11 protein-coding genes are annotated in these 19499 nt (G+C 60.3%); 8 read left to right on the top strand and 3 right to left on the bottom strand.

Going from position 1 to position 19499, the window contains the following annotated elements:
• The first annotated feature begins 9 nt into the window (after positions 1-9).
• From ASE80_RS26135 to ASE80_RS26100, 8 genes are all read left to right on the top strand, one after another.
• Positions 10-903 carry a LysR family transcriptional regulator gene (locus ASE80_RS26135; protein ID WP_017134867.1) on the top strand — a complete coding sequence of 298 codons (894 nt, stop codon included), beginning with the start codon at positions 10-12 and terminating at the stop codon, positions 901-903.
• Positions 904-909: 6 nt separating this feature from the next.
• Positions 910-1509: a tRNA-uridine aminocarboxypropyltransferase gene (locus ASE80_RS26130; protein ID WP_056861476.1), complete on the top strand. Its 600-nt coding sequence runs from the start codon at positions 910-912 to the stop codon at positions 1507-1509.
• Positions 1510-1572: 63 nt separating this feature from the next.
• Entirely contained in the window at positions 1573-7524 is a 5952-nt protein-coding gene (locus ASE80_RS26125) for a dermonecrotic toxin domain-containing protein (RefSeq protein WP_056861475.1), read from the top strand.
• Between the two features lie 108 nt (positions 7525-7632).
• Positions 7633-8535, top strand: a complete 903-nt coding sequence (gene cysM / locus ASE80_RS26120) for a cysteine synthase CysM (RefSeq protein ID WP_056861474.1) — start codon at positions 7633-7635, stop codon at positions 8533-8535.
• Positions 8535-9887 carry a 23S rRNA (uracil(1939)-C(5))-methyltransferase RlmD gene (rlmD, locus tag ASE80_RS26115; RefSeq protein WP_056861473.1) on the top strand — a complete coding sequence of 451 codons (1353 nt, stop codon included), beginning with the start codon at positions 8535-8537 and terminating at the stop codon, positions 9885-9887. The genes cysM and rlmD overlap by 1 nt, the downstream gene beginning before the upstream one ends.
• Before the next feature lie 152 nt (positions 9888-10039).
• The gene (gene relA / locus ASE80_RS26110) at positions 10040-12283 is read left to right on the top strand and encodes a GTP diphosphokinase (protein ID WP_017134872.1); all 2244 of its coding nucleotides are present in this window, start codon (positions 10040-10042) and stop codon (positions 12281-12283) included.
• Between the two features lie 161 nt (positions 12284-12444).
• Positions 12445-13278 carry a nucleoside triphosphate pyrophosphohydrolase gene (gene mazG, locus ASE80_RS26105; protein ID WP_056861472.1) on the top strand — a complete coding sequence of 278 codons (834 nt, stop codon included), beginning with the start codon at positions 12445-12447 and terminating at the stop codon, positions 13276-13278.
• A gap of 25 nt (positions 13279-13303) precedes the next feature.
• Entirely contained in the window at positions 13304-13849 is a 546-nt protein-coding gene (locus ASE80_RS26100) for a DUF2058 domain-containing protein (RefSeq protein ID WP_056861471.1), read from the top strand.
• A 67-nt stretch (positions 13850-13916) separates the two neighbouring features.
• Here the strand turns inward: ASE80_RS26100 and ASE80_RS26095 are convergent, their stop codons facing one another.
• From ASE80_RS26095 to ASE80_RS26085, 3 genes are read right to left on the bottom strand one after another with little or no spacing between them, the layout of a single operon-like run.
• Positions 13917-16037 carry a TonB-dependent receptor gene (locus ASE80_RS26095; protein ID WP_056861470.1) on the bottom strand — a complete coding sequence of 707 codons (2121 nt, stop codon included), beginning with the start codon at positions 16035-16037 and terminating at the stop codon, positions 13917-13919.
• Complete coding sequence (locus tag ASE80_RS26090; protein ID WP_056861469.1) at positions 16034-17260, bottom strand: MFS transporter; 1227 nt, start codon at positions 17258-17260, stop codon at positions 16034-16036. Before ASE80_RS26090 ends, ASE80_RS26095 begins: the two co-directional genes overlap by 4 nt.
• Entirely contained in the window at positions 17250-19175 is a 1926-nt protein-coding gene (locus tag ASE80_RS26085; protein WP_056861468.1) for an IucA/IucC family protein, read from the bottom strand. Before ASE80_RS26085 ends, ASE80_RS26090 begins: the two co-directional genes overlap by 11 nt.
• Positions 19176-19499 lie beyond the last annotated feature (324 nt).

The raw sequence follows: 19499 nt of genomic DNA, 5'->3' as shown, positions 1-19499 counted from the left end.
GGAGAACAAATGGCCAACGCCTTGCCCGACCTGAAACTCCTGCGCATCTTCGTCAGCGTCGTGCGGCACCAGGGTTTTGCCAATGCCCAGCACGAACTCAACCTGTCGACGTCGGCCATCAGCACCTACATGAGCCAACTCGAATCGGCCCTGGGCCTGGTGCTGTGCCATCGCGGCCGGGGCGGGTTCAGCCTGACCAGCAAAGGCGAGCTGTTCCATCAGGAAACCTTGCGTCTTTTAGGTGAGCTCGAAGGCTTCGAACAATACGCCGCCGCCCTCAAAGGCGAACTGCGCGGCACCCTCAAGCTGGGCGTGCTGGACTCCACCGTCAGCGACAAGGCCTTGCCGTTCGCCGAAGTGATCGGCGCCTACAGCCTTGAACACCCGGCCGTGCACCTGCATCTGTCGGTGATGAGCCCTTACGAGCTGCAACTGGGCGTGCAGGACAACCGCCTGGACCTGGCCATCGGCGCGTTCTCCAACCGCATGAGCGGGCTGATCTACATGCCGCTGTACCGTGAACAGCACTGGCTGTATTGCAGCACACGGCACCCGTTGTTCAACGAACGGCGCATCCCCGAGCAGGTGATCACCCAGCAGCGTATGGTCGGCCGAGGCTATTGGAGCCAGGCCGAACTGGCGCGGCATGGTTTCAAACACAGTGCGGCCACCGTGGAAAGTATGGAAGCCCAGTTGATCCTGGTGCTGTCCGGTGCCTACATCGGTTACCTGCCCGAGCACTACGCCCAGGCCTGGGCCGACAAGGGCGACCTGCGCGTCTTGCTGCCGGCAACCTTCGGCTACCAGGCGCCGTTCTCGATGATCATGCGCCGAGGCCGCAGCCGCGAACCGCTGATCCAGACTTTCCGCGATCTGCTCAAAGCGCAGCTCAACCAGGCCTGATAAACCATGTCCAGACCCCAATGCCCTCGCTGCCTCAGGCCCGCCACTCACTGTCTGTGCGCGCTGATCCCCAGCCTCGACAGCCGCACCCGCATCTTGCTGTTGCAGCACCCGAGTGAGGTCAATCACGCGCTCAATACCGCGCGCCTGGCGGCGTTGGGCTTGAACAATGCGCAGTTGGTGGTGGGCGAGGTGTTTGACGACCTGGCCACGCTATTGAGCCCGCCGGGTTATCAGGCACGCCTGCTGTTCCCGGCGGACGATGCCGAGCCGTTGCAAACCTACACGCCGAGCGATCAACCGCTGTTACTGGTGGTGCCCGATGGCACTTGGCGCAAGGCGCGCAAGCTGCTGCACCTCAACCCGCTGTTGGCGGCTTTGCCGCGCGTGACCCTGGCGGGCGAACGCGTCTCGCGTTATCGGTTGCGCAAGGCACCCGGCCCGGGCGCGTTGTCGACGGTGGAAGCGATCGTGCAAGCACTGCAGGTACTCGAAGCCCCGACTTCATTCGATGCGTTGCTCAAGCCTTTCGACGCATTGATCGAAGGTCAGATTGCGGCGATGGGGGAGGCGGTCTACCAGCGTAATCACGTAGAGGCTACATAGCTACCGCCCGGCGTAAGCGCCGTTGAATAGGCTCGTCATTTATCACACTCCCCGAGGGGAAAAATGACAGAGCCTGACGTGACACCCCCAGCCCCGGATACGTTATCTGCGTATATCGAGGAACAACAAGCGCAAGGGCCGCTGATGTCTGGCGCCGAGTGGTCCATGACGCGCGTCCTGATGCCTTTGCGCAAGACCCTCGAGCGCTTTTACGGCTGCCTCGATGTGCAACAGCAACAAGACTACGTCCGTTTGCAAAAGGCCTGCATCCGCGCACAAAGCACTTTCGAAGCGGCCATTGATCAACTCGGTGCCGAGCTTGAAGCCACCTCGTTGTCGACGCTGACGGCAGCGCTGAAAAAACTCGCCGGTAAAGAGGTCGATCCCAAGGTCGCCCGTATCCATACCCGTTACGTGAAACCGGCTGATACATCGACGCCGAACGACCCGGCCCTGAGGGTTCCCCGCGCTGCGGATGACCGCGTAGACAGCCCGGGGCTGTCCGGCGTCACGCTGTGGGAGGCCGCGTGCATGAACTACAGCGGTTTGTCGGGATGGGGGTTTCCGGGGCATGTCAGCCTAGAGGAGGCCAGCTACCTGGATTCGAATGTCGGCATCAGCGCGGCGGATTTTATCGACTTGGTGCGCGACCTCGATCTTGGCACCCTGTTGCGCAAGCGCCTGGATAGTGCGCTGCAGAGCTCCACACGATTGGGCGCGCAGGTAATGGCGCTGGCAACCGCAGAGCTTGAATTCGCGCTGATAGAGGCCTTGAGGAACACCGACCGAAGCCGCGTTGACCGGGAAAAATACCAGGCTGTGGTGAGTGCGTTGTCAGACGAGTCGCTTTGGGGGGTTACCCAGGAAGTGAAAATGTTCATTCCCCATGGCCCGGACAATACCAATGGGACCGAACGCTATGGCCTGCTCGGCGTCTACACCGACCTGCCAAGAGGCGACTACCTGAGCATTCCTTATGTGACTTTTTCGGTCAAAGACTGCAAAGGTGTGTTCAGCTATTTCCCCGACCGGCCGGGTGGCGCCCTCAGGCACTACGACAAATTTTCGGAGGCGTCCAAAGAGTTTTACGTCGGCTTCAAGGCGCTCCATACGCGTAAAGAAATGGGGTGGTTGTATCAGTCCATGTCGCTGCCGGACTATGCGCGCTTGAGCGCCAGGTCAGCCAAAGAACGCATGCCGGAGGGGCTAGATGCCTTTGCCCGGTTCTTGTACCGGTTGTTCGGGCGTGCAAGCGAGCTTACTCAGGTCGACCACATCGGCTACAAGCCCGAGAGCGTTTACAACGCACCCACAGTCAGCCTCTATCGTTTTTACATCGAGCGTTGTCGAGCCAACCTCAAGGTATTGGCGCATGAAACGCCGGGCATCATGGCCACCTTGCTTGAGTTTTCCCAGACGCTGTTCGGTGAAATCATCAGCCTGCTGTTGATCCCGGTGCCAGGGCCTTTGAAAGGTCTGGGGCGGTTGAGAGCGTTCGCCATGTTCACTTCAATAGGGCAGACCCTTTTCCAGGGGCTGCACAAGGATGGCCGTGGCGACTTGGTGCAAGCGGCGATGGATGTCGCTGACCTGCTCAGCAGCAGGTTCCTGCACGCACGTTTGGCCCCGACTGTCAGGCGCCGGCATCAAGCGTTGTATGAGCGGCTGGCCCAGCAAAGCAAACCGCTGACGGCCGCCGAGCGCGAGAGCCAGACTGACGGCCAACTGCTGGAAAAAATGCTGGGCGCTACAGACGTGCCGCCACAAAAGCTCGAGCGGATCGTCACCCTCAGCAACAGCTCGAGAGCCGACCTGGATCAGGTCTGGGAGGGAGCACCGCCCTCGGCATCGCTGGTTGAGGCAGTGCATCGGTTTAACATCGACCAACTGATCGACTGGGCAGCCGAGGGGGCCGACGCCAAACGTCCCGAGGCAATGGGGGCCGTTGAGATTCTCGCTCCGCTGCTCACCCAGCATAAGGATTGGCCGAAAAACACCGCCTTGAGCATTCAAAATCCGCAAGGTGTGGAAGTGCGGCGCTACAGCAAACGTGCGGACCATAAGACCACGGCGGTGGTCACGGTAACCGCGTTGGAAGGCGATCTGTTTGCTCATTCAACGCCACGGCGGATTACCCTGAGTTTGCCTCAGGCCATTGTCGATTTGCTCCCCGAGGTTTTTTTATCGGGCGAGTCGACGTTGGCCGAACAACTGGCCGGCAGGGCCGACGCGTTGCGAATTGATCTGTTTGAGGCACTCACGGAATATGCCAATGCCAGTCGCGCTACGGCCCCGACCGTGTCTCAGGCAGTGCTTCGATTACTGCCTGACAGTGTTGCCGACCATAACCCTGCGCACGCGGTGATCGAGCAGTTACACACATTGCACCCGCTGTTGAGCCGGGCACGCTTGCTGGAGGTGCTGCGCCAACACCCGTTGTCGGAACATCAGCAGACACAACTCCTGCACTCGCAATTTCAACCCCAAGCGCTTTACACCGCGCTACGCTCTGCCCGTCAGAGGGCACGCGCAGAAGCCATGGTTGACGGCGTACTCCATCCTCGGCGCTTCAGTCAAAAAACTCAGGACTGGGCCACGGAGTTTGCCGCCGGGGCACTGCGTGACCTGACCGGCCAGGTAGTGGTCGTCAGCCCTCAAGCGCAAGCGATACCTTATGTTTCGCGAGGACCGCTGGACAAAACCATTGTCGTGATCGACCACGGGCGCGGACAGTTCTCACTGTTTGACGCTCAATCGCCCAGCCCAAGGGCGACCGAAACCGATGATTTATACCAAACGGTCGTGAGCCAAATCTCTGAACACGACCTGCTACGGTTGAAGTGGGACGCGCAGAGCGCCGCCTCTCAATTCCGTCACGCAGTGGCGCGGACCTTGCTCAACAACCTTAGGCCCGATGGCAGGTTTTATCCGTCACGCCGTGAGATCGGGCGATACGCCAGCGTGGTCGAAACGTCAAATATTGTGCCCGAGCCTGACGCGCTCGGCCTCTACAGCCTGGGTGCCGATCGCTACCTGTTTATCGAAGGTGAGTATTTCAATGTCGCCCAGGAGCGGGGGCTTGGCCCCTGGCGTATTCAGCACCCGTCCCTGGAGCTCGCCTATGCGCCGGTGCTGACTCACAACGGCGAGGGCGCCTGGCGGCATGAGTGGGAGAACCCGCTGACCTGGGACGGGCAGAAACCGTTTCAGCGTCTAGGGCCCTGGGTGCGTGAATTGACGCCGGATGCCATTGTGCAGATCCAGCACATCAGTGGCGTGACGCCGGCCATCCTGCGCCGCGTGCATGTGCGTAACGAGCGCCCCCCGGCCATCCTGCGCGAGACGGTTGAGCGCTTCACGATTCATCAGCGGGTCAAATCGGGTGTGGAGGTCGGGCGGGACTTTTACGATGAGCTGCTCGGTGAGGTCGGGCCTGAGGCTGCCGACGCATTGGCCGGCGTGACGGGGGCGTCTCGTGCCGATCAAGTCGCGCTGCTGGAATCCAGGGTGGGCGAGGACAAGCCACAGATGGAGCGGCTTTTTTTCAAGGCGTTGTGTCATAAGAGTGAGCAGTCGTCCGAGCCTTTGGCGCAGGTGCTGCAGCGTGATTTTCCCAGCTTGACGGCAGCCATCGCCGAGGATCTGGTGCGGGATGCCACCGCCACAGAGCAAGCGAGCCTGGAGGCTGGTCGCGTGCCTTTGACACTTACGCCAGCGGTACGTTGGTGGATCGATTACTTGCAAAAAACCAGGGCTTTAGAGGGCGTGCATCTGTCGGCGGCAACCAGTGACAACAGCTCCAAGTTGATCCTGCATACATTGCCGGATATTGACGGATGGCCGAAACACTTGCGGGTCGAAGTGAGGGAACGGGGGCGGTTGATCGATAGCATCGGCCCCGCCGACGGGACACTTACGCGTGAGCTGGAGTCTTTGGATGGGCAATACCAGGCATACACGCCCCAACCGGATGGCGACCGGAAGGCGTTAGGGCGGCCCGGTGTTTTTCTGGAAGTTCTGTTAGGTGCGCTGCCGACCATTGAACGTCAGGCAGTGGGCTATACCCATGCGGGCGGATTCGAAGAATTGATTCAGGAGATTGGCCATCGACTGGAACGCAAATGGGAGTTCGCCGATACCCTGCTCGGAATAGGGCAGCGCCCTTGGTACAACCCGCCGCGACGTGTCGCTGACGGCCGGATTGGTTATCCACTTAGCGGTGGTGAAGATCTGGGGGCGGAGGATCACGCGCAGGTTTTGCGTGTGCGTGTGTTGTTTCCTCGTAAAGACGACAAAGAGGTGTTTGAAATAATTAATAACTTGGCGGGCCCCTTGGGCGACCGTGATCAGGTGATTAACTCACTGTTCGATGATTGGGAGGCTTTGGATGGGGTACTGGACCGTTGGACTGCCCAAGACGAGCAGGTGGAGCAGAAGGCCGCCCGCAGCGAAGCCGCTGAGCGAATTCGCAGTTGCTGGCGTAAAGAGGATTCTACGCGTGGCGTGTCATTCGAGCTGAATCTGGAAGAGCTGGCACTCGAAGACTTGCCGCTGATGTCCGCTTATTTTAGGGGGGTGAAAATACTGAGTTTAAAAGGTAACCAGTTGACAGGGATGCCTGCGAATTTTTTCAGAGGGTTTCCCGATCTTCGTTGGCTAACGCTCGATGGTAACAAGCTTGAGCATCTACCTTCGGGCTTGGATGAGCTGCCAAACCTTTCACTGCTCAACTTGGCTAATAACCGCATTAAACCCAATCTTCAGGACGTGATGGCGTTGGCCGGGTTGACTCGCTTGATCAAGCTCGATCTCTCCGGTAACCCTTTAGCGCAAGGGTCTCCTTTAAAGCTCTACCCCTTGAAAAATCTGGAAGTACTCAAGTTGAGACACTCCGGCCTCACCCAGTTGCCTTCAGGCGCGGTGACGTTACGCAGTTTGCGAGTGTTCGACGTGATAGATAACCAGCTCAGAGAGTTGGGTGAGCACGATCTTTATGTGAATGAAAATGTTCATCGTGCATTAGACGTGAGGGGCAACGATCTTTCCCAGGACACGTATGAGCTGCTGACCAGTTATCGGCTACGACCGGGTTATTACCATGTGGACTTCGGTCTGTCGGCAGATCACCCGCTGCCGAAACCCTTTATTGACCGATGGCTGCCACCGTTGCCCTACAGTGAGTTCCCTCAGCGACGAAACACCTGGTCGTCGCTGAGTGCCGAACAAATGGCTGACCGCTTCTTCAATGTGTTGTGGAATATTTCCGCCTATCGGCCATTTACCGAGCCTGGCCATAGAGAGTTACGCATCGATATCACCCGGCGCGTATGGGGCATCATTGATTCGGCTGTGAATAACGTTGAGCTGCGCCAAGTACTCTTTGATGCGCCTTTGGCTGATCGAATGGGAGGTATCGATGGCTTGCTGTTGTGCATTAATGACTTAGAGCTGCAGATGCATCCGATACAACTGCTCGCCGAGAAGAAGCACAGTGCCGGGCCGGATCTTGTTAACTACTATCGCGCCAGGCACCGGCTCGCATCTATCTATGAAAAGGTTTTGCGAGCGCTTTCCGAATTTTCGCGGCCGACGATGCGGGAGCTATGCAGGCATGTTTTTGACTATCGGATGGCATTGGCTCAAACCCTGGGGCTCCCCCTGCCTTTCCATCAGCGTTTTGATGTGCCTGCTGTGTTGCCCAGGCCATTTGCGCCGAACACGTTGCGCAACCTGATCATCGCGCAAGAGCATCAGATCGATTGGCCGGGCGTGCTCAAAGATGAGGAGCATTGGATCAGTTTTCTCGAGCTTAAATACCCAAGTCGTTTTGAGGCGGCCCTCGGTCATTACTACCGTAGGATGGAGCGCGCGAATCGATACGTTAACGATGGAGACATCAACGAGCATCGGTTCGAAATTACCTTGCGAGCAATAAAGGTACCGATGGGAGCAGCCAAAAGAACAGTGGTTCAGCAATTGACTCAGATAGAGTGGGCCAGCTTCCTGGCCAACTGATTCCTGTGCTTATGCCTTTAAGCCATAAGCACCACACTTTGCGTGATATGGCCCGCCGGCCTTTCCCGGTATGATGTTCGCCCCCGCAGTCTGGATTGCGAATACGCCATGACCTTGCAGTACCCTACAATCGCCGATTGCGTCGGCAATACGCCCCTGGTCCGCTTGCAACGCATGGCGGGTGAAACCAGCAATACCCTGTTGCTCAAGCTCGAAGGCAACAACCCGGCCGGTTCCGTCAAGGACCGCCCGGCGTTGTCGATGATCACCCGCGCCGAGCTGCGCGGGCAGATCAAGCCCGGTGACACGCTGATCGAAGCCACCTCGGGTAACACCGGTATCGCCCTGGCCATGGCCGCGGCGATCAAGGGTTACAAGATGGTGCTGATCATGCCCGACAACGGCAGTGCCGAGCGCAAGGCGGCGATGACCGCCTATGGCGCCCAACTCATCCTGGTCACCCAGGAAGAGGGCATGGAAGGTGCGCGCGACCTCGCCGAGCGCATGGCCGCCGAAGGCCGTGGCGTGGTGCTGGACCAGTTCGCCAACGGCGATAACCCCGAAGCGCATTACACCAGCACCGGCCCGGAAATCTGGCGCCAGACCAACGGCTCCATCACCCATTTCGTCAGCTCCATGGGCACCACCGGCACCATCATGGGCAATTCGCGCTACCTCAAGGAGCAGAACCCGGCGATCCAGATCGTCGGCCTGCAACCGATGGAAGGCGCGGCCATTCCCGGTATCCGTCGTTGGCCTGAAGAGTACTTGCCGAAGATCTACAACGCGGCGCGTGTAGACCGCATCATCGACATGGCCCAGCGTGAAGCCGAAGACACCACCCGCCGTCTGGCGCGTGAAGAAGGCATCTTCTGCGGCGTGTCCTCCGGTGGCGCTGTGGCGGGGATGTTGCGCTTGTCGAAAGAAGTTGAAAACGCGGTGATCGTCGCGATCATCTGTGACCGAGGCGACCGCTACCTGTCGACCGGCATCTTCGACGAACCCAACTGATGGCCAAGCACGAGAGAGGCCTGCGCTTTCAGCCGACGGGCGGCAGCCGCGCCCCGCAGATTCCGGTGGGCAAGAAACAACGCCTGACCATCGAGCGTCTGGCCAACGATGGCCGCGGCATTGTGTTTTTTGAGGGCCGCACCTGGTTCGTCAATGGCGCGCTCGCCGGCGAAGAAGTCGAAGCGCGGGTGTTGGGCGCCCACGGCAAAATCGTCGAGGCCCGCACCGAGCGTGTGTTCAAGGCCAGCGAGCTGCGTCGCCCGGCACCGTGCGCGCACTTCGGCCGCTGCGGCGGTTGCAGCGTGCAGCACCTGCCCCATGACGAACAACTTGCCCTGAAACAGCGCATGCTCGCCGAGCAACTGTCCCGCGTGGCCGGTGTCGAACCGCAAGAGTGGGCCGCACCCTTGAGTGGCCCGGAATTCGGCTACCGTCGCCGCGCCCGTGTGGCGGTGCGCTGGGATGCCAGGGCCAAACAGCTTGAGGTGGGTTTTCGCGCGGTGGCCAGCCAGGATATCGTCGCCATTGATGATTGCCCGGTGCTGGTACAAGCCTTGCAACCGATCATGCAGCGTTTGCCGAACATGCTGCGTCGCCTGAGCAAGCCTCAGGCGTTGGGGCATGTGGAGTTGTTCAGTGGTTCGTCGATTGCCGTATTGCTGCGGCATATGGCGCCGTTGTCCGAAGCGGACCTGCAGGTATTGAACGAATTTTGCACCTTCCATCAAGCCCAGTTGTGGCTGCATGGCGAGGGCCAGCCGGAGCCGGTAGAGCCGGGTCAGGCGCTTGGTTTTAGACTGGCGGCGTGGGATCTGGAACTGGCCTACCGTCCGGGAGATTTTGTCCAGGTCAACGCCGGCGTCAACGATGCGATGGTTGCCCAGGCCCTGGAATGGCTGGCGCCACAGCCCGAAGATCGGGTGCTGGACCTGTTTTGCGGGTTGGGTAACTTTGCCCTGCCGCTGGCCAGACAGGTGCGCGAAGTGGTGGCGGTAGAAGGCGTGCAAGCCATGGTCGAGCGGGCGGCGCAGAACGCCGTCAGCAACAATTTGCATAATGTGCAGTTTTTTCAGGCCGATCTGTCCCAGCCTTTGAGCGACGCGCAATGGGCCAAACAGGGCTTTTCTGCGGTACTCTTGGACCCACCCCGTGACGGTGCCCTGGAGGTTGTGCGCAAGCTCGCCACCCTGGGGGCCAAGCGTCTGGTGTATGTGTCCTGCAACCCGGCCACGCTGGCGCGGGACACGGTTGAGTTGGTCAAGCAAGGCTACCGGCTAAAACGTGCCGGGATCCTCGACATGTTTCCGCAAACAGCGCATGTCGAGGCCATGGCGTTATTTGAAGCGGGCTAGGATGCCCGTTTAATCCGACTGGCCTGTCGTCTCCTGGGCCGTGACCTGTCAGGGAGTGGTACCTAGCCTAATGGTTGCACCGCTAGGGTTACGCAGCAGGTCAGCGATGATTTTTGGCGCATCCAAGATGCGTCGTAGGGAAGGTAAGCAAGATGGTACAGGTGAGAGCACACCAGCCGATCAACACCGACGGCAGTATCAATCTCGAGGCATGGCTGGATCATGCCGTCAGTGTCGACCCGGCACTGGACCGTGAAGCCTTGAAAGCAGCCTGCGAGTTCGCTCGTGAGTCTGAACAGCAAGACAATGCGGCCAAGAACCTGTGGGCCGAAGGCACTTCAAGCTTTCGCACCGGGTTGGAAATCGCCGAGATCCTCGCCGATCTCAAGCTCGACCAGGATTCGCTGATCGCCGCCGTGCTGTATCGCGGCGTGCGTGAAGGGCATATCCCGTTGCCGACGGTCAGCCAGCGTTTCGGCGCGGTGGTGGCCAAGCTGATCGACGGCGTGCTGCGCATGGCCGCCATCAGCGCCAGCCTCAGCCCGCGCCAGTCCATGGTGCTGGGCACCCAGGGCCAGGTCGAAAACCTGCGCAAAATGCTGGTGGCCATGGTCGACGACGTGCGCGTCGCGCTGATCAAGCTGGCCGAACGTACCTGCGCGATCCGTGCGGTCAAGACCGCCGACGACGAAAAGCGCAACCGCGTGGCCCGCGAGGTGTTCGACATCTACGCGCCGCTGGCGCACCGCCTGGGCATCGGCCATATCAAGTGGGAGCTGGAGGATTTGTCCTTCCGCTACCTCGAACCCGACCAATACAAACAGATTGCCACGCTGCTGCACGAGCGGCGGCTCGACCGTGAGCGCTTTATCACCGACGTGATGGGCCAGTTGCGTTCCGAGTTGCAGGCCACCGGCGTCGATGCCGACATCAGCGGCCGCGCCAAGCATATCTATTCCATCTGGCGCAAAATGCAGCGCAAGGGCCTGGCCTTCAGCCAGATCTACGACGTGCGCGCCGTGCGCGTGCTGGTGCCGGAAATGCGCGACTGCTACACCGCGCTGGGCATCGTGCACACCCTGTGGCGGCACATTCCCAAGGAATTCGACGACTACATCGCCAACCCCAAGGAAAACGGCTATCGCTCGCTGCACACTGCGGTGATCGGCCCCGAGGGCAAGGTGCTGGAAGTGCAGATCCGCACCCACGCCATGCACGAAGAGGCGGAGCTTGGGGTTTGCGCGCACTGGCGTTACAAGGGCACCGACGTCAAGGCCGGGTCCAACCAGTACGAAGAGAAGATCTCCTGGCTGCGCCAAGTGCTGGAATGGCACGAAGAGCTGGGCGATATCGGCGGCCTGGCCGAACAGCTGCGGGTGGATATCGAACCGGACCGGGTCTATATCTTCACCCCCGACGGCCACGCCATCGACTTGCCCAAGGGCGCCACGCCGCTGGACTTCGCCTATCGCGTACACACCGAAATCGGCCACAACTGCCGGGGCGCCAAGATCAACGGGCGCATCGTGCCGCTCAACTACAGCCTGCAAACCGGTGAACAGGTCGAGATCATCACCAGCAAGCACGGCACGCCGAGCCGCGACTGGCTGAACCCGAACCTGGGCTACATCACCACGTCGCGGGCACGGGCGAAGATTGTTCATTGGTTCAAATTGCAGGCGCGCGACCAGAACGTTGCAGCCGGCAAGACCTTGCTTGAGCGCGAATTGGCGCGTCTGGGCCTGCCGCAGGTGGACTTCGACAAGCTGGCCGAAAAAGCCAACATGAAGATCGCCGAAGACATGTTCGCCGCCCTCGGTGCTGGCGACTTGCGCCTGGCGCAATTGGTCAACCTGGCCCAGCAACTGGTAGAGCCGGAGCGCGGCAGCGAGCAGCTGGAACTGATCCCACGCAAAGCCACCGGCTACAAGCCCGGCAAGCGTGGCGATATCCAGATCCAGGGCGTGGGCAACCTGATGACGCAAATGGCCGGTTGCTGCCAGCCATTGCCGGGCGATGCCATCGTCGGCTACATCACCCAGGGGCGTGGCGTGAGCATTCACCGCCAGGATTGCGCCTCGGTGCTGCAACTGGGCGGGCGCGAACCCGAGCGCATCATCCAGGTCAGCTGGGGCCCGGTGCCGGTGCTCACGTATCCGGTGGATATCATCATCCGTGCCTACGACCGTTCCGGTTTGCTGCGTGACGTGTCGCAAGTGCTGCTCAACGAGCGCATCAACGTGCTGGCGGTCAACACCCGCTCGAACAAAGAGGACAACACCGCATTGATGTCCCTGACCATCGAGATCCCGGGGTTGGACGCGCTGGGGCGGTTGCTGGGGCGGATTTCCCAGTTGCCGAACATCATTGAGACCCGGCGTAATCGCACGCCATGACACGGTTTGAAAACCTGTGTGGACTGCTTTGTGTGGGAGTCGGGCTTGCCCGCGATGCAGGCACCTCGGTCTGTTTGACAGACCGAGGCGAGGCTATCGCAGGCAAGCCAGCTCCCACATTAGATCTTCAGTGGTTCCAGAAAATGGGCAGAGATTGACCGATGTATTCACTTGAAGACCTGCTGCACCTGATGAACCGCCTGCGCGACCCTCAATACGGGTGCCCGTGGGACATCAAGCAAACCTACGCGACCATCGTGCCGCACACCCTTGAAGAAGCCTACGAAGTCGCCGACGCCATCGAGCGCGGCGACTTCGATCATCTGCAAGGCGAGTTGGGCGACCTGTTGTTCCAAGTGGTGTATTACAGCCAGTTGGCGCGGGAAGAAGGGCGCTTTGAGTTTGCCGGCGTGATCGACAGCATCACGCGCAAGCTGATCCGTCGCCATCCCCACGTGTTCCCCACTGGCGACCTGTATGCGCCGCTGGATATTCCCCAGTTGAGCGAAGAACAGGTCAAGGAACGTTGGGAGCAGATCAAGGCCGAGGAGCGCGCAGAAAAATCCGACGCACCCGAGCAACTGTCGCTGCTCGATGACGTACCCACGGCCCTGCCCGCATTATCCCGCGCCGCCAAATTGCAAAAGCGCGCCAGCCAGGTCGGTTTTGACTGGCCGTCTGCCTTGCCGGTGGTCGACAACGTGCGTGAAGAGCTGGATGAAGTGCTCGAAGCCATGGCCGATAACGACTCGGTGGCCATCGCCGATGAAGTCGGCGACCTGCTGTTTGCGGCGGTTAACCTGGCCCGTCACCTCAAGGTCGACCCGGAAACCGCGCTGCGTGGCGCCAACGCCAAGTTCGAACGACGTTTCCGATTTATCGAACAGGCATTGCGCGACACGCACAAACCCATAGAAGATTGCACCCTCGAAGAGTTGGACGCCCTGTGGGGCGAAGCCAAACGCCAGGAAAAGAATGTGTCCAGCTGCGGTTGAGCAGTTGCCTAAATGAGTAAGCACCATGAGCCTTTCCCTTCGCGACCAGTTGCTCAAAGCAGGTCTGGTCAACCAAAAGCAGGCCAAGCAGGTCGGCAAAGACAAACAGAAACAGCAGCGCCTGGTCCACAAAGGCCAGATCGAGGCCGATGACACCCAGGCGCGTTTGGCCACCGAAGCGCACGCCGAAAAGGTCAAGCGCGACCAGGAACTGAACCGCCAACAGCAGGAAAAAGCCGAGGCCAAGGCGCGCACGGCCCAGGTCAAACAATTGATCGAGACCTCGCGCCTGCCCAAGCTGACCACCGAGGACTACTACAACTTCGTGGATGACAAGAAGGTCAAGCGCCTGTCGGTCAACACGCTGATGCGCAACAAGCTGAGCAACGGTTCCCTGGCGATCGTGCACCACGGTGGCGGCTACGAGGTGATTCCGCGTGAAGCGGCGCTGAAGATTCAGGAGCGCGCACCGGAGCGTATCGTGCAGCTCAATATCCTCACCGAAAGCCAGGTTCCGGATGAGGACGATCCATACGCCGCCTACCAGATCCCGGATGATCTGATGTGGTAAGGCGTTAAAAACAACAAACCCCGCTCAAAAGGCGGGGTTTGTGTTTTTAACCTGCAGCTTCAGCCGATCACCAATCCACTGCATAACTCACGCTGAAGGTACGCCCTTCAGCGTTCGGATACGGCGCACGGGCGTTGGCCTGGGCAAACATGTTCTGGTAATTGCGGTTACTGAGGTTGTAGATCGCGCCTTCCAGGCGACCGACTGGCAACCTGACCGAACCGAGCAGATCGACCAGCGTATAACCTTTGATATCGCGGCCGTTGTTGTCTTTGGCCGCGGCGTCATAGTCCGCCAGTTGCATGCCTTGCAGGCGCAGGCTGTAGTCGCCACGGTCATAGCCGACAAAGGCGGTGGTCTTGGCAGGCGAGATACGTGTGGCGGGCAGGTCGATCCATTTGCCGTTTTGCTGGGTCTCGCCTTTGGCGTAGGCGTAAGTGCCGCCTACCGACCATTGATCGGTGACGTTGTAGGTCAGGCTGGTTTCGATGCCGCGCACGCGCTCTTTCTGGTTGATCAGGCGCAACACACGGTCATTGGCATCATAGAACTGGGTGACGTCGGAGGTGTTTTCATAGGCGGTGACGTTGGCCAGCCACTTGTCCCAGTTGCCACGCCAGCCGAGCTCGTAGCTGTCGACCTTGAGGGCTTGGGCGTTCAGGTCCTGGATGTCGTACTTGCTGTTGACGTCACGCAGGAAGCGCTGGATATCCGGCAGGGAAAACCCCTGGCTGAAATTGACGAACACATCCTGGTTTTCATTCAGGTGGTACACCGCACCCAGGTTGTAGAGCGTGTCATCGTATTTGAGGGTGCCGCCCGGCAGTGTGGCGCGGTTGCCGGTCTGCACGATCTCGCCGTAGGCAATGCTGTCGGACACTTCGCTTTCGATCCACTCACGACGTATGCCGCCACGTAAGGTCCAGTCATCGATATCGTAGGACAGCTGAACAAAAATGGCTTTGGTGCTGGTTGCGATGTCCGGGCCCATCTCGAAGGTGGTGCCGGTCTTGGTATAGCTCAGGCCGTTGACCCGGTATTGGTCGCCGCGTTGGCGCGAGGTTTCATGGTCATAGTCGGCGCCCCAGACCAGATTGCCGGTCGCCGAGCCGATGTCCGGCATTTGTGTATCGATCGCTGCCCGCACACCATAGACGTCTTGCACACTGTTGTTGTCGGACACCCCGGCACGGCCGCGAGACAGGTCGGGGAAGAACAGTGCATCGGCGCGCCGCCAGTAACTTTCGACCTGCAAGCCCTGGCCGTAGAAGTCCTTGTCGGCGTAATTGAGGTTGACCGCCTGGTTGTGGGTGAAGGGTTGGTCATCCAGGTCCAGGCCTTTTACCGCGACCGCAGTGCTGGTGATGCGTGGGTTCTTGGTGTAGCGGGTGTCCTGTTCATCTTTATAGTCTTGCAGCGACAGGCTGATCTTCTTGTCGTCATCCAGCTCGTAGCCGAAGCGACCTTGCAGGTCGTAGGTGTCGGTGTCCATGTTGCTGCCCTGGGACGTGTCCTGGGGAATGCGTTTGCCGTTACCGTCGAACTGGTCGTTGCGTTGCACCGTATTGCCCGACACGTACCAGTCCACCGGGCCCTTGCGGCCGGTGGCACTTTGAAAGGCTTCGTAGGAGAACCCTTTGTGGCTGAAGTTGTTGCCGGCGGTCATGCCGATCTTGCTGCTGAAGGCCAGGTCTTCGCCTTTGTTGCGCTTGGTGATGATGTTGATGATGCCGCCTGACGCGCCGGCGCCGTAGACGCTGCTGGCGCCGGATATCACTTCGATGCGCTCGATGCTTTCCGGTGCCACGCTGTTGAGCTGGCGGAAGTTGTCACGCGTGGCGTTCTGGGACACGCCATCAATCAGGATCAGCGTGTTGCGCCCGCGCAGCGTCTGGCCGAAGTTGCTCATGCCACCGCTGGAGGGCGCTATGCCCGGGACCAGCTGCCCGAGGATATCGGCAACCCGGCGTCCTGCCGCTGTCTGCTGGCGGATCTGTGCTTCGTCGATGACCTGCACCGAGCCTGGGATCGCGGCAATGCTGGTTTCACTGCGAGTGGCTGAAACGACCGTCGCCTGCAATTGCAGGTTGGTAGCCGCCGCTGGCGCGTCTTCCGGTTGATCGGCCCAGACAGGCGCGCTTATCGAACCGAGCAGGGGCAGCAGGACGGCCCATTGTGATTTGTTCATGATCTTGCCTTTGAGTTATTAGAAGTATTGACAGAAAAATCGGAAGTCTCAGGTGTTCGGGTGAACGAACGGATGGCGCGGATACCCAGGGCTGCCAAGGCATAGGTCAGTGCCACCAGCCAAAAGCTGTGCGCCAGGCCCACCATTGCCATGCCGACGCCACCCAACAGCGCACCGCACAACGCGCCACCTTTTGCGGCGCTATTGCCCAGGCCCAAGGCAAACCCCTGCTGGCTGGGTGCAACGGTGTTGGCGATCAACGTGTAGGCGACCGGCAGCAGCGCGCCTTGCCACACGCCCCACAGCAGCCGGCTGGCGAGGAACCCCAGCCATTCGCCGGCCATCGCCGTGAAGGCCAGCGTCAAGGCGCAAAGCCACGTGACGCATTCGATGATGCGCAGCGTGTGCGCCGCCGGGTGTCGGTCAAACAGCCGGCCCCACAGCGGCGCGGACAGCGCGAGCGTCAGTGCGCTGGCGGCATAGCTGGCGCCGATCAGCCAGGCAGGGGCGTGCAGAACATCGGCGACGTACAGGGCATAAAACGGCTGGGGCATCATCTTGGCTGCCTGGATCAGCACGATGATGGCGAGCATTGCGCCGAGCCAGCCTTTGGGCAGTGCCGTAGGCGTTGAGGCACGTGCCGGTCTTGAGCGCGGCGCATCGCTGGGTAGAAACAGGCTGATCAACGCGCACAGCAGGCAAACCGCCGTGGCGCTGTAGCACAGCAATGCGAAGCCGGAAATGTCCATCAGCCAGCCACCCAGCACCGGCCCGGCCAGCGAGCCCACGGCGGTGGCCGATTGCAGCCGCGCCAGAACGTGCCCGCGCCCACCTTCGGCGCAGTACGCCAGCGCGTAGGCCTGGGCCGCTGCAATAAAGCCGGCCAGCGCACCTTGTGCCACGCGAATGACCACCAGCAGCCACGGATCGGTGGTGACAGCGGCCAGCGCCTGGCATACCGCCAGTGCCAGCAGCGCGCGAATGATCATCGGCTTGTGGCCGGTACGATCACCCAGGCGCCCCCACATTGGTGTGAGGATCATCGCCGCCATCATCGGCCCGGCATACACCAGCGATGAAAGCAGGCCGGTGTACTGGGCGTTGGCAACGCCCAGCAGCTTCTGGATTTGCAGCGGCCAGAAGGGGCCGCTCATTTCCATGGCGCCCATCGACACCAGCTGAATCACCACCAACAGGCGCAGTGCCGTGTTGTTAGCCGACATTGGCGGCAGTGCTCAGCGGGTTCGGCAGGCGGCCGACGATATCGGCATGGCTTTCCATCAGGCGCATGCGCATAAACGACTTGGCTGGCCAGTCCTGCTCCAGCAGCGCGGCGCGTTCGGTCAGCCAACGTTGGGGCTCGACCTGGCTGCGCAATTCATCGAAACACTCGCGGACCTGGGCGGACAGTTCGTCCCACAGCAGCCCCTCCGGAATATCGAAGTGGCGCGCACTGAGCAATACCAGTTCGCCCAGGTGGCACATGAACACCGTGTGCAGCAACTTGTCGCGCACGAAACCGGCATCGTCGTACAAGGTCATCTTCGGGTCGTGCAGTTCGATGTCCAGGCCGTGGGCGTGCAAGGTCTTGCGATCGATGCGGATATCACCGAAATCACGCAGCAACAGACGGCTTGCTTGCCCGTCGGTGCCCATGACCATAAAGGAGTTCTGCTGATGGGCCTCGAAGGCCACGCCATAACGCAGGTACATGCCCAACAGCGCCGGCACTGCGATGGATGCATAGTCTTTAAAAAACGCCTGCATGGCCTGCGCGTCGTCGGTGCCTTTGCTCAGGCGTACCCACTGCTTGAGCAGGGGTTGCCCATGCTGATCGATGGCAAACAGGCTGCCTACCGGAATGGCCATTTCGCCCGGCTCAAGCAGGCTCTGCGGATTGTCCCGGTACAGGACGGCCAGGTGCCGCGAGTGTTCGTCATTGGCAGGTTGTGGTTGGAAATGCACGCCGAGTCGTTCGGGCACGATGCTCAGAATTTTTTGAATGTGTGGCTCGCGTGCCAGGATGGTTTGCAGCAAATGGCTGATACGTGGGCCCATGCGCGCGGAGCGTGGCGACACGGTGCGCTGCACGCTGGTCAAGCGCAGCGACACTGGAAGTTTAACCATTGGCGCGTCGCACCGGCCTTCGGGCAACACGGTCCTGAACGACATGGTCGGGTGGGCGGTGAACGCGACGATGTCGGTCAGCACCAGCAGCCGGTCGCCGATTTCATTGGCGAACAGTTGCGGCAGCTCTTGGCGAGCCTGCCAAGGGTGAGCGGGCATCGGCAGGTAGTCGCCGGCCTCAAGGCCTTGAGCGGTCAGCTGTGCCGTCAATTGGCGGGCCGCCTGCGGGAAGTGGTTTTGCCACCATTGCCAGTAATCTGCAGTACCGGCCAGGCTTTCGACATGGGCGAACTGGCGGTGCAGCGCACAGAGTAATACCGGGAAGCGCGCTTCGAACTCCGGCGAGAATTCAATCACCTGCTCTGTTCCCAGGCCCAGCTTTGTCTTGTAGTTGGGGTGCCATGGATGGCCCAGGGTGCCCCACTGCTCAAGGACTGATGTCGGGTTGGAAACGCTTGGGTTGTTCTTGAGGTAGCTGAGCAAGTTGTCTTGATGCGCGGGGGCCATTGCGGCGTGCAGCTCAAGGGTCCACTGCTCGTGGAAAGCGAGGCACAGCGTATCGTTGACAACGCTGTCATCGATCTCGCTGTTGAGGCGGCTCAAGACGTCGGGGGCGGCAGGTGATTCGAGGCTGCTGTTGAGTAATGTCAGCAACTGCGAGGGGAACCGGATTTTCTGTTCTGGCTGGCCGGCGCGCAGGACACTCACCGAGCCGCGCAAATCCCAGCTGGCCATGCGGCCCGGGCGCAGGTGATCAAAGCGCAGGCGGGTGTGGTCGGGTAGCTCCAGCCAGCAGCGATTGTGCTCGTCATAGGTGCGCGCGGCGGGGTTGAGCAGACCTTCACGGAACAAGGCCTGGATCAAGCGCTGGAAGCTGCGTTCGGCGGCGGGTGCAAGGGTATCGATCAGGGCATCAAGCGTGACGTGCTTAGCCTGGAATTGGCGAGTGGAGAGTGCTTCACCCCAGCGTTCAAGCAGTAGTTTTTCCGGTGTGGCGACATGTCCGTGCATCAATTCGAACTCCTTATCCGAGGCGCTGAGTGAAAAGCGAACGGATACTATCGAGAATCATTACCAAATGTCTATTTGTTGTTACGCTTTTTGCGGAAACGATTATTCAGGGAGTGAAAGGAGGGCGGGTCGAAGACGGACAGAGCAACCATGCAGGTCTGCAGTCAGGGCTTGAAGCGTCTAAGTCAGGCTAGTTCAGTGTCTTTGAGATGGCTTGTAATACGCGGCCTGAGGCTTTGTAGGATGTGTCTGTTTTCATGCGGTCGTGGCAGAACACAGGAAAACGACGGAGGTGAGATACGAAAAACCCCGCTCAATGGCGGG

Source organism: Pseudomonas sp. Leaf15, from assembly GCF_001421425.1.
Taxonomy (GTDB): domain Bacteria; phylum Pseudomonadota; class Gammaproteobacteria; order Pseudomonadales; family Pseudomonadaceae; genus Aquipseudomonas; species Aquipseudomonas salomonii.
The sequence above is the reverse complement of the archived record's forward strand: the minus strand, read 5'-3'. Positions and strand labels throughout refer to the sequence as shown.

Bases quoted from the DNA above. Each gene is read 5' to 3' on its own strand.
- mazG (WP_056861472.1), top strand. From the start codon at position 12,445: ATGTATTCACTTGAAGACCTGCTGCACCTGATGAACCGCCTGCGCGAC.
- ASE80_RS26100 (WP_056861471.1), top strand. From the start codon at position 13,304: ATGAGCCTTTCCCTTCGCGACCAGTTGCTCAAAGCAGGTCTGGTCAAC.
- ASE80_RS26090 (WP_056861469.1), bottom strand. From the start codon at position 17,260: ATGTCGGCTAACAACACGGCACTGCGCCTGTTGGTGGTGATTCAGCTG.
- rlmD (WP_056861473.1), top strand. From the start codon at position 8,535: ATGGCCAAGCACGAGAGAGGCCTGCGCTTTCAGCCGACGGGCGGCAGC.
- ASE80_RS26135 (WP_017134867.1), top strand. From the start codon at position 10: ATGGCCAACGCCTTGCCCGACCTGAAACTCCTGCGCATCTTCGTCAGC.
- ASE80_RS26095 (WP_056861470.1), bottom strand. From the start codon at position 16,037: ATGAACAAATCACAATGGGCCGTCCTGCTGCCCCTGCTCGGTTCGATA.
- cysM (WP_056861474.1), top strand. From the start codon at position 7,633: ATGACCTTGCAGTACCCTACAATCGCCGATTGCGTCGGCAATACGCCC.
- relA (WP_017134872.1), top strand. From the start codon at position 10,040: ATGGTACAGGTGAGAGCACACCAGCCGATCAACACCGACGGCAGTATC.
- ASE80_RS26125 (WP_056861475.1), top strand. From the start codon at position 1,573: ATGACAGAGCCTGACGTGACACCCCCAGCCCCGGATACGTTATCTGCG.
- ASE80_RS26085 (WP_056861468.1), bottom strand. From the start codon at position 19,175: ATGCACGGACATGTCGCCACACCGGAAAAACTACTGCTTGAACGCTGG.
- ASE80_RS26130 (WP_056861476.1), top strand. From the start codon at position 910: ATGTCCAGACCCCAATGCCCTCGCTGCCTCAGGCCCGCCACTCACTGT.